Annotated in this window: 9 protein-coding genes; 4 read left to right on the top strand and 5 right to left on the bottom strand. The window is 71.3% G+C overall.

The genetic code is table 11. From position 1 onward, the window contains the following. The first annotated feature begins 95 nt into the window (after positions 1-95). Positions 96-4,469 carry a DEAD/DEAH box helicase gene (locus R0232_RS36470; protein ID WP_431514110.1) on the top strand — a complete coding sequence of 1,458 codons (4,374 nt, stop codon included), beginning with the start codon at positions 96-98 and terminating at the stop codon, positions 4,467-4,469. Between the two features lie 15 nt (positions 4,470-4,484). On the opposite strand, the gene R0232_RS36465 is transcribed toward R0232_RS36470, so the two are convergent. Together R0232_RS36465 and R0232_RS36460 are read right to left on the bottom strand one after the other, a co-directional pair. Next, positions 4,485-5,207, bottom strand: coding sequence for an MgtC/SapB family protein (locus tag R0232_RS36465; RefSeq protein ID WP_431514642.1), 723 nt, complete (start codon positions 5,205-5,207; stop codon positions 4,485-4,487). A gap of 14 nt (positions 5,208-5,221) precedes the next feature. Then, positions 5,222-6,940, bottom strand: a complete 1,719-nt coding sequence (locus R0232_RS36460) for a thiamine pyrophosphate-dependent enzyme (RefSeq protein ID WP_431514109.1) — start codon at positions 6,938-6,940, stop codon at positions 5,222-5,224. 171 nt (positions 6,941-7,111) lie between these two features. On the opposite strand from R0232_RS36460, the gene R0232_RS36455 reads away from it, so the two are divergent. Beyond that, positions 7,112-8,029: a DMT family transporter gene (locus tag R0232_RS36455; RefSeq protein WP_296799818.1), complete on the top strand. Its 918-nt coding sequence runs from the start codon at positions 7,112-7,114 to the stop codon at positions 8,027-8,029. Here R0232_RS36455 and R0232_RS36450 read toward each other — a convergent pair. Next, positions 8,024-9,208: an MFS transporter gene (locus R0232_RS36450; protein ID WP_431514108.1), complete on the bottom strand. Its 1,185-nt coding sequence runs from the start codon at positions 9,206-9,208 to the stop codon at positions 8,024-8,026. The two genes, R0232_RS36455 and R0232_RS36450, sit on opposite strands and share 6 nt — an antisense overlap. Positions 9,209-9,218: 10 nt before the next feature. Further along, positions 9,219-10,052: an isocitrate lyase/PEP mutase family protein gene (locus tag R0232_RS36445; protein ID WP_431514107.1), complete on the bottom strand. Its 834-nt coding sequence runs from the start codon at positions 10,050-10,052 to the stop codon at positions 9,219-9,221. 137 nt (positions 10,053-10,189) lie between these two features. Here R0232_RS36445 and R0232_RS36440 point away from each other — a divergent pair, with 137 nt between their 5' ends. Beyond that, positions 10,190-11,137: a GlxA family transcriptional regulator gene (locus R0232_RS36440; RefSeq protein WP_431514106.1), complete on the top strand. Its 948-nt coding sequence runs from the start codon at positions 10,190-10,192 to the stop codon at positions 11,135-11,137. 21 nt (positions 11,138-11,158) lie between these two features. Here the strand turns inward: R0232_RS36440 and R0232_RS36435 are convergent, their stop codons facing one another. Then, the gene (locus tag R0232_RS36435) at positions 11,159-11,533 is read right to left on the bottom strand and encodes a nuclear transport factor 2 family protein (RefSeq protein ID WP_398493183.1); all 375 of its coding nucleotides are present in this window, start codon (positions 11,531-11,533) and stop codon (positions 11,159-11,161) included. A 103-nt stretch (positions 11,534-11,636) separates the two neighbouring features. Here R0232_RS36435 and R0232_RS36430 point away from each other — a divergent pair, with 103 nt between their 5' ends. Further along, the gene (locus tag R0232_RS36430; protein WP_431514105.1) at positions 11,637-12,587 is read left to right on the top strand and encodes a LysR family transcriptional regulator; all 951 of its coding nucleotides are present in this window, start codon (positions 11,637-11,639) and stop codon (positions 12,585-12,587) included. Positions 12,588-12,675 lie beyond the last annotated feature (88 nt).

The following is a 12,675-nucleotide window of genomic DNA, read 5'->3' as shown; positions in this document are numbered from 1 at the left end:
AGCCGCTCTTGAGTTGCCCCGCAACGTCCCGACCTGCAGGGTCTACGGCCCCATGCGTTGCGCCACCGCGCTCGCTGCCGTAGCCTGCACGCTCCGTGGACCTGCACTCGTTTCACCCCTCCGTCGCCCGCTGGTTCCTGCGAACCTTCCCCGGCCCCACCTCGGCCCAGGCCCAGGCGTGGCCGGCGATCCGGGCCGGGCGCGACACGCTGGTCGCCGCGCCCACCGGATCGGGCAAGACGCTCACGGCCTTCCTCGCGGCGCTCGACGACCTGGTGCGCCGCGGCCTCGATCCCGCCGGCCTGCCTGACGAGACCGCCGTCGTCTACGTCTCGCCGCTGAAGGCACTGTCCAACGACATCCGCCTGAACCTCGATGCGCCGCTCGCGGGCATTCGCGCCGAGCTGGCGGCGCTGGGGCTGCCCGAGGTCGACATCCGCACCGCCGTGCGCACCGGCGACACGCCGCAGCGCGAGCGCCAGCAGAGCCTGCGCCGGCCGCCGCACGTGCTGGTGACCACGCCCGAGTCGCTCTACGTGCTGCTGGGCTCCGCCTCGGGCCGCAAGATGCTGTCGACGGTGCGCAGCGTGATCGTCGACGAGATCCACGCCATCGCCGCGAGCAAGCGCGGCAGCCACCTGGCGCTGTCGCTGGAGCGATTGCAGGAGCTCTGCACGGCGCAAGGTGGCGCGCGGCCCGTGCGCATCGGCCTGTCGGCCACGCAGAAGCCCATCGACGAGGTGGCGCGCTTCCTGGTCGGCGCGGGCGCGCTGCGCGCCGACGGCACGGCCGATTGCGAGATCGTCGACATCGGCTATGCCAAGCAGCGCGACCTCGCGCTCGAGTTGCCGCCCACGCCGCTCGAGGCCGTGATGTCGGGCGACCAGTGGACGCAGGTCTATGCGCGCGTGGCCGAACTGGTGTGGCTGCACAAGACCACGCTGGTGTTCGTCAACACGCGCCGCATGGCCGAGCGCGCGGCGCGGCACCTGGGCGACATCCTCGGCAAGGAGGCGGTGGCCGCGCACCACGGCAGCCTGTCGAAGGAAACGCGGCTGGCCGCCGAGCAGCGCCTCAAGCGCGGCGAGCTCCAGGTGCTCGTCGCCACGGCCTCGCTCGAGCTGGGCCTGGACATCGGCGATGTCGACCTCGTGTGCCAACTCGGCTCGCCGCGCGCCATCGCCACCTTCCTGCAGCGCGCCGGGCGCTCGGGCCATGCGGTGGGCGGCGTGCCGAAGGCGCGGCTGTTCGCGCAGTCGCGCGACGAGCTGGTCGAATGCGCCGCGCTGCTCGACTGCATCCGCCGCGGCGAGCTCGATGCGCTGCGCGTGCTGCCGGCGCCGCTGGACGTGCTCGCGCAGCAGATCGTGGCCGAGACCGCCTGCCGCGAATGGAACGAGGACCAGCTGTTCGCCCTCGTGCGCCGCGCCTGGCCGTACGCGCAGCTGTCGCAGGCGCGCTTCATGGAGGTGGTGCGCATGGTGTCCGAGGGCTTCGCCACGCGGCAGGGCCAGCGCGCGGGCTATGTGCACCGCGACGCCGTGCACCACCTGCTGCGCGAACGCAAGGGCGCGCGCATGACCGCGCTGACCTCCGGCGGCACCATCCCCGAGACGGGCGACTACACGGTCGTGCTGGAACCGCAGGCCGACAAGATCGGCACCGTCAACGAGGACTTCGCGGTCGAGAGCCTCGCGGGCGACGTGTTCCAGCTGGGCAACACCAGCTACCGCATCCTCAAGATCGAGCCGGGCCGCGTGCGGGTGGAGGACGCGCAGGGCGCGGCGCCCAACATCCCGTTCTGGCTCGGCGAAGCGCCGGGGCGCAGCGACGAGCTGTCGTTCGGCGTGTCGCGGCTGCGCGAGGAGGTGTCGCAGGCGCTCGCAGCGGGCGGCGACGACGCGGCGATGGCGCTGCTGACGCAGGCCATCGGCCTCGACGACGAAGCCGCGCGCCAGATCGTCGCGCACCTCGCGCAGGCGCGCGCCGTGCTCGGCGACCTGCCCACGCAGCACACGCTCGTGATGGAGCGCTTCTTCGATGCCTCGGGCGGCATGCAGCTGGTGATCCACGCGCCCTTCGGCAGCCGGCTCAACCGCGCCTGGGGCCTGGCGCTGCGCAAGCGCTTCTGCCGCACCTTCAACTTCGAGCTGCAGGCCGCGGCGACCGAAGACGCGATCGTGCTGTCGCTGTCCACCAGCCACAGCTTCCCGCTCGACGAGGTGGCGCGCTACCTGCATTCGGCCTCGGCGCTGCACGTGCTGGTGCAGGCGCTGCTCGACGCGCCCCTGTTCGGCGTGCGCTGGCGCTGGAACGCCACCACCGCGCTCGCGCTGCCGCGCTTCACGGGCGGGCGCAAGGTGGCGCCGCAGCTGCAGCGCATGCGTTCCGAGGACCTGCTCGCGGCCGTCTTTCCCGACCAGGTCGCGTGCGCGGAGAACATCGTCGGCGAGCGCGAGATCCCCGAGCATCCGCTGGTCGCGCAGACGCTCGACGACTGCCTGCACGACGCGATGGACGCCGACGGCTGGCTCGCGCTGCTGCGGCGCATGGAGGTCGGCGCGGTGCGCGTGCTGGCGCGCGACCTGCCCGCGCCCTCGCCGCTCGCGCTCGAGGCCCTGAACGCGCGGCCCTATGCCTTCCTCGACGACGCGCCGCTGGAAGAACGCCGCACGCAGGCCGTGCAGAACCGGCGCTACACCGATCCGCAGAGCGCCGACGACGTCGGCCAGCTCGACGCGCAGGCCATCGCGAGCGTGCGCGAGGAGGCCTGGCCGCAGCCGCGCAGTGCCGACGAGATGCACGAGGCGCTCGGCATGCTCGGCGCCTTGAGCGACGACGAGGTGGCGCAGCAGGCGGACTGGAAGAAATGGCTGACGGCACTGGCCAAGGCCGGCCGCGCGACGCGCCTGCTGTTCGAGGGCAAGGGGCGTTCCGCGCGCGGCCTCTGGGTGACTGCCGAACGGCTGGGCCTGCTGCGCGCCGTGGCACCCGATGCGCCGATGCAGCCCGCCATCGTCGCGCCGGACGACGCCGAGCAGCCCGCCGACCGCGACACCGCGCTGCGCGAACTGCTGCGCTCGCGCCTGGGCGGGCTCGGCCCGGTGACGGTCGCGCAGCTCGCTGCGCCGCTCTTCCTGTCGGCCGCGGAGGTCGAAGGCGCCCTGCTCGCGCTGCAAGCCGAAGGCAGCGTGCTGCAGGGCCGCTTCACGCCCGGCGGCACCGAGCCCGAATGGTGCGAGCGCCATCTGCTGGCACGCATCCATCGCTACACGCTCGGACGCCTGCGCCGCGAGATCGAACCGGTCGAGCCGCGCGACTTCGTGCGCTTTCTCTTCGAATGGCAGCACATCGGCGCGGGCTCGCGCGTGAGCGGCCCGGAAGCGCTGTCGGGCATCCTCTCGCAGCTCGAAGGCTATGAGGCTCCCGCGCCGCTGTGGGAGGCCGAGCTGCTGTCCGCGCGCGTGAGCGACTACGCGGGCGCCTGGCTCGACGACCTGTGCACCGCCGGGCGCGTGCTGTGGACGCGGCTGCGGCCGACGGCCACCGAGGGGCGCAAGGGCGCGGGCAGCCTGTCGTTGCGCGCCACGCCGGTGGTGCTGCTGCCGCGCCGCAGTTCGGCGCTGTGGACCACGCTCGCGCCCGCACCTGCCGACGACGACAACCTGGGCTCGCGCGCTTCACGCGTCGCCACTCACCTGGCCCAGCACGGCGCCTGCTTCTTCGACGAGATCGCGCACGGCACCCGGCTGCTGCCGGTCGAGATCGAGGAGGCGCTGACCGAACTGGTCGCCAAGGGCCGCGCGCGCTGCGACAGCTACGCGGGCCTGCGCGCCCTGCTGGTGCCGGCCGCCAAGCGCGCCTCGGCCGACCTGCGGCGCCGGCGGCGCGCGCCCCTCTTCAGCATCGAGGACGCCGGGCGCTGGACCCTGGTGCGGCCCCCCGCCGCCGCCGAAGCGCTGGCCGCCAGCTCCGCCGAGGCGATCGAACAGGTGGTGCACGTGCTGCTGCGTCGCTACGGCGTCGTCTGCTGGCGGCTGCTCGAGCGCGAGGCTGCGTGGCTGCCGCCCTGGCGCGAACTGGTGCGCGTGTGCCGCCGGCTCGAGGCGCGCGGCGAGATCCGTGGCGGCCGCTTCATCGCCGGCGTGTCGGGCGAGCAGTTCGCCTTGCCCGAGGCGGTGGCGTCGATGCGGCGCGTGCGCCGCGAGCCGGGCGACGGCGCGCTGATCGCGCTCGCGGCCAGCGACCCGGCCAACCTGCTCGGCACCGTCGTGAACGGCCCGAAGGTGCCGCGGGTCGCGGGCTCGCGCGTGCTGTACTGCGACGGCGTGCCGATCGCGACCAGCGTGGCGGGAGAGATCAGCCTGCTGGTCGAGCTCGATGCCGCGCGGGCGCAGGCGGCGAGGCGTGCGCTCTCGCTCGAACCCTCGCTGCGCAGCCACGAACTCGCCGCGCAACCGTCGGCTTGAGCCCGCGCGACGCCCTCAGCTGGCCTCGGCGCCGTGCCCGCCGCCGCGCGTCACGACCTCGACCGACTGCACGCCTTCCAGCGTCTCCAGCCGCCGCACGAAATTGCCGATGTCGGCCGACGACACGCGCACCAGCTGCACCGTGATGTCGTCGAGCTCACCGCCCGGCCGCACCGCGACCAGGAAACGCCGCAACCGCGCGGGCTGCAGCTCGAGCCCCTGCTCGAGCGACTCCGGGCTCACCGCGCCGTGCGTCGCGACCACGCGCAGCCGGCAGCTCTGGCTGCGCGCGCGGTAGGCCTCTTCCAGCGGCTTGATGCCCGCGAGGATCACCAGGATGATCACGGTCGAGGCGGCCGCCGGAAAGTAGAGCCCGCCGCCGACCGCGAGCCCGATCGCGGCCACGGTCCAGATGCTCGCGGCGGTCGTGAGTCCGCGCACGATCTCCCCGCGCGCGAGGATCGCGCCGGCACCGAGGAAGCCGATGCCCGACACCACCTGCGCGGCCGCGCGCGACGGATCGAGCACCACGTGCTCGCCGCGCAGGCTGTCCGCGAAGCCATAGGCCGACACCAGCATGAAGAGGCAGGCACCCACGCTCACCAGCATGTGCGTGCGGATGCCCGCGGCCCACAGCAGGCGCTCGCGCTCCAGGCCGACGAGGCTGCCGAGCGCGGCGGCGACGAACAGGCGCAGCAGCGTCTCGCCATGGGACAGAAGAACGTTGCCGTGCAGCATGGACAGGGCCGGCGTCATTCGGTGAAGTTGTCCTTGATCAGGTCCACCACGTCGGACGAGCGCCCGCCGAGCACCGCCTTGGCGGAGTACAGCATCGTGCCCGCGACCTGGCTGAACTCCACCTTCGGCGGCATCACCAGCTCGGTGCGGTTGACCTTCACGTCGAGCAGCGCCGGCCCGGGATGCGCGAGGAAGGCGCGCACGGCATCGGGCAACTGCTCGGCGCGCTCCACCTTCTGCCCGTAGAAGCCGATCACCTCCGCCAGCCGCGCGAAGTCGGGGTTCAGCAGGTCGGTGTAGTTGTCGAGCAGACCCTCGACCTTCTGCTCGAGCTCCACGAAGTTCAGGCTCGCGTTGTTGTAGACCACGACCTTGATCGGCAGCTTCTCCTGCACCGCCGTCATCAGGTCGCCCAGCAGCATCGCGATGCCGCCATCGCCCGACAGCGAGATCACCTGCCGGCCCGGAAAGGCCTTCTGCGCGCCCAGCGCCTGCGGCATGGCGTTGGCCATGGTCCCGTGCAGCAGGCTCACGAGCGTGCGGCGGCGCCCGTTCATCGTGAGGTGGCGCAGCGACCACACCATCGGGCTGCCGCCGTCGGCCGTGAAGACGGCGTCGTCGGCCGCCAGTTCGTCGATCACCCGCGTGAGGTGCTGCGGATGGATCAGCCCCGCCTTGCCGGGCCGCTCGTCGCGGCGCAGCGTCTCCAGCGAAGCCTGGCGATGGCGCAGGCATTCGTCGAGAAAGCTGCGGTCGGCACGCTCCTCGAGCAGGGGGATCAGCGCCTCGATGGTGTGCGCGATGTCGCCCACCAGCCCCAGCGCCACCGGATGGCGGCGCCCGAGATGGCTGCCGTCGACGTCGATCTGCAGGATGGTCGCCTTGGCCGGATAGAACTGGCTCCATGCGAAGTCGGCGCCCAGCAGCAGCAGCGTGTCGCACTCCTGCAGCGCGCGGTAGCCCGACTCCACGCCGAAGATGCCGGTCATGCCCATGTTGAAGGGGTTGTCGTACTCCACGAAATCCTTGGCGCGCGAGGTGTGGGCGATCGGCGCCTTCAGGCACTGGCCGAGCGCCAGCAGCATCTCGTGCGCGCCCTCGCAGCCATGGCCGGCATAGATCGCGATCTTCCTTCCCTTGCCGAGCAGGGCCGCCAGCTGCGCGAGTTCGGCATCGTTGGGCCGGATCACGGGCGCGGCGCGGTGCACCGAGAAGCCCAGGCCTTCCTTCACCTCGGTCTGCGCGATGTCGCTCGGCAAAATGACGACGGCCACGCCGCGCCGCGACAGCGCCGCCTGCGCCGCGAGCGCCACCACGCGCTGCGCCTGTTCGGCCGACTGCACCTGTTCGCAGAAGACGCTGCAGCCCGCGTAGAGCGACTTGAAGTCCACCTCCTGCGGAAACTCCATGCCGAGCTCGGCCGTCACGATCTGGCTCGCGATCAGCACCACCGGTGCGCGATTGCGGTTCGCCTCGAAGACGCCGTTGATGAAGTGCAGCCCGCCCGGCCCGCACGAACCCGCGCAGAGGCTCAGCTCGCTCGTCAGGTACGACTCCGCGCCGGCGGCGAAGGCGGCCGCTTCCTCGTGGCGCACATGCACCCATTCGATCTCGCTGCGGCGGATCGCGTCGGTCACGTGGTTCAGCGTGTCGCCGACGATCCCGTAGCAACGTCTGGCGCCGGCCTTCTGCAGGGTTTCGATGACGAGGTCGGCGACTTTCTTGTGGGCCATGCGGGGCTTCCTTTGCGACAAAGAAAAGAGGCTACGCATGCGCCCCGCGCGGCCCGTGGGCAGCCGTCGGAATCGTGGGTAGGATTTCGCCGCACAGGCAGAATGCGCCAAACATCCCGCAAAAGCCCGACGGCGGCAACGATCCCGCCCCGTCGCGAGACAACCCACCCGATGCAATCGACCGGAACCCTGCGCGGCATCGCCGCGATGCTGCTGGCCTGCGCCTTCTTCGCCTGCATGGACGCGCTGCTCAAGACCCTGGCCGCGCACTATCCGCCGGCGCAGGTGATGGCACTGCGCGGCCTCACCGCCCTGCCCCTGGTCTGCCTCTACGTCGCCTGGCGCCGCGAGGCGGCCGGCGTCTTCAACCGCCGGTTGCGCTGGCGGCTGCACCTGCTGCGCGCCGTGCTGAACATGGCGATGCTCGTGCTCTTCGTCCATGGCCTCAAGACCCTGGGGCTGGCCGAGGCCTACACGCTCACCTTCATCGCGCCGCTGCTGATGGTGCTGATCGCCGTGCCGATGCTCGGCGAGTCGATCCACGCGCGACACTGGATCGCCATCGGGCTGGGCTTCGCGGGCGTGGTGATCGCGCTGCGGCCCGAGCAAGGTGCCTTCCTCTCGACGGGCGCCATCGCGATCCTGGTGGCCGCGGTCTGCTATGCGCTGTCGAACATGCTGGGCCGGCTCATCAGCCGCACCGAGCCGAGCGCCGCGCTGGTGTTCTGGACCACGGTCGGCATGGCCCTGGGCGGCAGCTTGCTGGCGGCGCCGCAATGGGTGCCGATCCGCAGCGAGCACGCATGGATGCTCGCGGGCCTCGCCCTCAGCGGTTTCCTCGGGCAACTGGCCATCGCCGAGGCGTTCCGCCACGGCCAGGCCGCCGCCATCGCGCCCTTCGAGTACAGCGCGCTGGCCTGGGCCATCCTGCTCGACTGGCTGTTCTGGCAGGCCGTGCCCGATGCCTGGACCCTGGGTGGCGGCGCGCTGATCGTCGCGAGCGGCCTGTGGCTGGCGCGCAGCGAAGCCTCGCGATCGGCCCGCAACAAGCAGCAGCCGGCGGCCTCCGCGACGCGCCCCTCGTCATGAGCGCGCCGGCAGCGCGGCGCTCGCAACCCCCTCGGCACGGTACCCGGCGATCCGGCGGCCGGCCATGTGCGAGGTGAAGATCGCGAGCATGAAGACGCCCACGCTCAGCAGGCTCAGGTAGTGGGCGCCGAGCAGATGGATGCCCACGGCGCCCAGGATGCCGGCCGTCGTCACGCCGAGGTAGGTCGCCGCGGTATTGAGGCCGAGCAGCACCGGGGCGATGGGCGGCGCGATATTGACCAGCCGATACTGCTGCGGCCCCTGGATGCCCCACCCTGTCGCCCCCCAGATCGCGACGGCCACGACGGCGGGCCCTAGCGAGGCGCTGGTCCAGGGCAGGAAGGCCATGTCCACCGCCTGGGCCGCCAGCACCACGAACATGACCTTCGTCGGGCTCGTCCTGTCGAGCACGCGCGCCAGCGCGATGTTGGTGAGCGTTCCGCTGGCGCCCCAGACCACCAGCAGCGCACCGAACACCAGGGCGTTGACCAGCACGCGATCGAACACGACCGAGAAGTAGACGTAGACCAGGAAATTGCCCGCCATGCCCAGGTAGGTGGTCAGCAGGGTCCAGCCGATGCGCGAATCCTTCAGCGGCGCCAGGCGCGCCCTGAGGCCGATCCGCGGCGTCAGCGGCACCTGCCTGAGCAGCACCAGGATGCCCAGGCCCGCCGCCAGCCCCACGGCCGAGACGAAGTACATCGTCCAGCGCCAGTCGCCGAGTCCCCCGAGCACCGTGCCGATCGGCGAGCCCAGCGCCGTGGCCGCCGTCAGGCCCGCGACGATCACGGCGATCGCCTGGCCGCGGCGGTTCGGCGCCACGATGCTCGCGCCCGTTCCGGTCGCGGTCGGGGAGTACATGGCCGCGCCCAGTCCGGCGAACACGCGCGACACCAGCGCGACCGCGAAGCTGGGCGCGAGCGCCGTGGCGAGGTTCGCGAGCACGAAGATGCCGAGCCCCGCCAGCATCAGCTGCTTGCGCGGAACGTTGCCCGCGACGGCGGCGATCGTCGGCGCCAGCAGCGCATAGGCGATCGCATAGAGCGTCGTCAACTGGCCGGCCACTGCGATGTCGACGTCGAAGCTGTGCGCCAGTTGCGGCAGGATGCCGGCCATCACGAAGGTGTCCGTGCCGAGCGCGAACATCCCGAGCGCCAGCACCAGCAATCGCTTGTCCATGGCTTTTCCTTCAGCGCGACGCAACGAAGAGCCGCTGCACCTCGGCGAACGGCTTCGCGTCGGCCGAGAGCGGATCGGAGTGGCCGGTCTCGAGGAAGCCCCGGGCGGCGCGTTCGGCCTGCCCCCACACCAGTTGCGGGATCGCGGACCCCGCGCTGAGGCGCCGTACGCCGAGCTTGGAGAGCGCCGCCGCGCCGGGCAGGCCACCCCAGGCCATGACGTTCAGCGGCAGCCGCGTGGCGAGGGCGACGTCCTCGATCTCCGTCGGCTCGCGCAGGCCCGGCACGAACAGGCCATCGGCACCCGCGGCCGAGTACAGCGTCGCGCGCCGGATCGTCTCCTCCACGCGCTCCGAGGGCTCCGCGAGCCCGGCGAGGAAGACATCGGTGCGCGCGTTCACGAACAGGTCGGCGTTCGTCCGGTGCAGGAAGGCCCGGATCGCCTCGATCTTGGCCGCCAGGATCGCCGGGGCGTCCCGTCCGTCCTCGATGTTGATGCCCATCACGCCGAGGTCGAGCAGCCGCTGCACGAGATCGACGACGGCCTGTGGGTCGTCCGAATAGCCGTTCTCGATGTCGACCGACAGCGGCACCGTGAGCACCCTGGCGATCCTCGCGACCGCACCGACGGCTTCGTCGACCGGCAGCGCCCGGCCATCCGCATGGCCCAGCGACCAGGCGAGCCCCGCGCTGGTGGTGGCGATGGCCGCGGCACCGGCGTGCTCGAACAGCCGGGCCGAGGCCGCGTCCCAGGCATTGGGCAGAACGAGTGGCGTGGCGGCGCGGTGAAGCTGGCGGAAATGCGCGACCGTGTTTCTCGTCGGGTCGGAGTGGGTGGAAGTCAATGCGTGCTCCTGAAGTGGGGCCCCTCGCGGGGTGACAGGCAGGGATCTTCGGTCTAAACTTCGATGGCGTTAAGGTCAGGTTTCCGTCTTTTTGCGCCATGGGTTCGCCCTGTGCGCACCATGCAACGAGGTGTCGGATGATTCGTGTCGGCGTGGTGATCTATCCCGATTTTCAGCTGCTCACCCTGGCGGTGGTCTCGGTGTTCGAGTACGCCAACATGTCGCTGGCCGAGCCGCTGTATGTCCACACCCTGCTGTCCGAGCACGGCGGGCCCGTCCGGTCCTCGTGCGGTGTGGAGGTCGGCACGGTGCCGTTCGGCAACGCGCGCTACGACACCGTGCTGGTGGTCGGCGATACCGTCGTGACCGAGGGCTCCCCCGCCATGCTGGGCTTCCTGCGCAAGTCGGCGCGCCGCGCGCGGCGCATGGGCGCGGCCTGCACCGGCGCCTTCAACCTCGCGCAGGCCGGGCTGCTCGACGGCAAGCGCGCGACCACCCACTGGGCCCACGTGGTCAAGATGCGGCGCCATCACCCGGAGGTGCTGCTCGAGGAGGACAGCATCTTCGTGCAGGACGGCAGCGTCTGGACCTCGGCCGGCGCCACCGCCTGCATCGACCTCGGCCTGGCCCTCGTCGAGGAGGACTGCGGTGCCGATGTCGCCAAGCTGGTGGCGAAGCGCATGGTCGTGTACCACCGGCGCACCGGCGGCCAGTCGCAGCATTCCGCGCTGCTCGAGCTGCGCCCGCGCACCGACCGCATCCAGAAGGCGCTCACCTATGCGAAGAGCCACCTGACGAACGAGCTCTCGCTCGAGGAGCTCGCCGAGGCCGCCAGCCTCAGCCCGCGCCAGTTCGGCCGCGTGTTCAGGGAGGAGACCGGCCAGACGCCCGCCAAGGCGATCGAGCGGCTGCGCACCGAGACCGCGCGGCTGATGATCGAGTCGCAGCTGCTGCCGATCGAGACCGTGGCGCGCGACACCGGCTTCGGCGATCCCGACCGCATGCGCCGGGCCTTCCTGCGGGCCTATGGGCAGCCGCCGCAGGTCATTCGCCGGGCCAATCGGTCGGAGGCGCGGCGCGCCTGAGCAGGCATGCCGCCGCGCGTCTCAGTCGAAGGTCCGCGCCACGAACGACGACTTGTTCGTGATCGACCAGCGGCCCTCGACCTCGTGCATCACGAAGTGATCGTTGAACAGCTTCTGGCCGATCCGCACCTTCACGATGGCCGTCGAGAGGCTGTCCGAGATGTGCGCCATCGACAGGATCGCCTCCTCGCGCGGCGAATCCGTCGAACCGGGGCTCGGCCTCCCGTGGATGAGCGCCGCATAGTCGGTCGACGACAGGGTCTGCAGCTCGCCGTCCTGAAGCCACTGGACGAGGCAGCTCGGATGGAAGACCTGGTGGAAGTCGCGGCTCTTCGGCTCGTAGGCGAGATGGAAATAGTCGTCGATCAGGGCGGCGACGGCTTGGGTCTGGGTCATTGCGAAATCTCTTCAAGGGATGGAAGCTTCGTATGGTGAAAGCTCCTCCCCTTCCCCGCTACCGCGAATCGGGCATCGCTGCCATTACAGGAACACATGGATCATGGAAGACCTCGATGGAGGACTCGTAGGCGGGTTGCTGGTGCTGGCCGCGGTCGCCGACTGCAAGAGCTTCAGTGCTGCCGCCTCGCGCCTGGGCCGGACACAGCCCGCGGTGAGCCGCGCCATCCAGCGGCTGGAAGACCGGCTGCGCGCGAAGCTCGTGCATCGCACCAGCCGGCAGGTCGAAGTGACGGATGCGGGGCACGCGTTGCTGGCGAAGGTGCTGCCCTTGCTCCAGGGCATCGAGGAGGCGACGGTCGGTGCGTCGGCTCAGACCTCGGTCGTCGACGGAACGCTGCGCGTGGCCTGCGATGCGGTGTTCGCCCGCCTCGTGCTGGCGCCGGAGCTGGCCGAGTTTCTCCAGCGCCACCCCGCGCTTCAACTGAAGCTGGAGACGCGCAACGATCTCCCGGACCTGGTGAGCGACGGATTCGATCTCGCCATCCGGTTCGGAGCGCCATCGGTGTCGACGCTGGTCTGCCGCAGGCTCTACAGCCCGCGGATCCTGACCGTGGCCGCGCCCGCCTACCTCGCGCAACGCGGCCGGCCGGCGTCGCCGCAGGACCTGGTCGATGGCGGCCATGAATGCATCCATGCCATCGACCCGTCCACCGGCCGGCTCTTCGACTGGGAGTTCTGGCGCGGCGACGAGAAGCTGAAGGTGGCCGTGCGCGGCAGCCTGACGGTCACCGATGCGGGCACCAAGATCGGCGCCTGCCTCGCGGGCTACGGCATCGCGCAGGTGATCGACCTCGGCATCGAAACGCACCTGCGCGCGGGCACGCTGGTGCCGGTGCTGACGGACTGGCCCGACGAGACCTTCCCGCTCTATGTCTACTACCCGGGCAGGGAGCACGTTCCGGCCAAGGTCAGGGCGTTCATCGATTTCGTCGCGCGCATGATGCCCGGGCCGCAATCCGAGGGACACGCAGCCTGCCGGCAACGCGCGTGAGCAGGCACCGCGCGGCCCTTGCCGGCCACCGCCCCGCAGGCGCGCGTCCGACAACGCAATCGCCGCGCACCGACACCGCGCGCCGCTG

The organism is Variovorax sp. DAIF25 (assembly GCF_050711835.1).
Classification (GTDB): domain Bacteria; phylum Pseudomonadota; class Gammaproteobacteria; order Burkholderiales; family Burkholderiaceae_C; genus Variovorax.
This window is presented reverse-complemented; position numbering and strand designations above follow the sequence as displayed.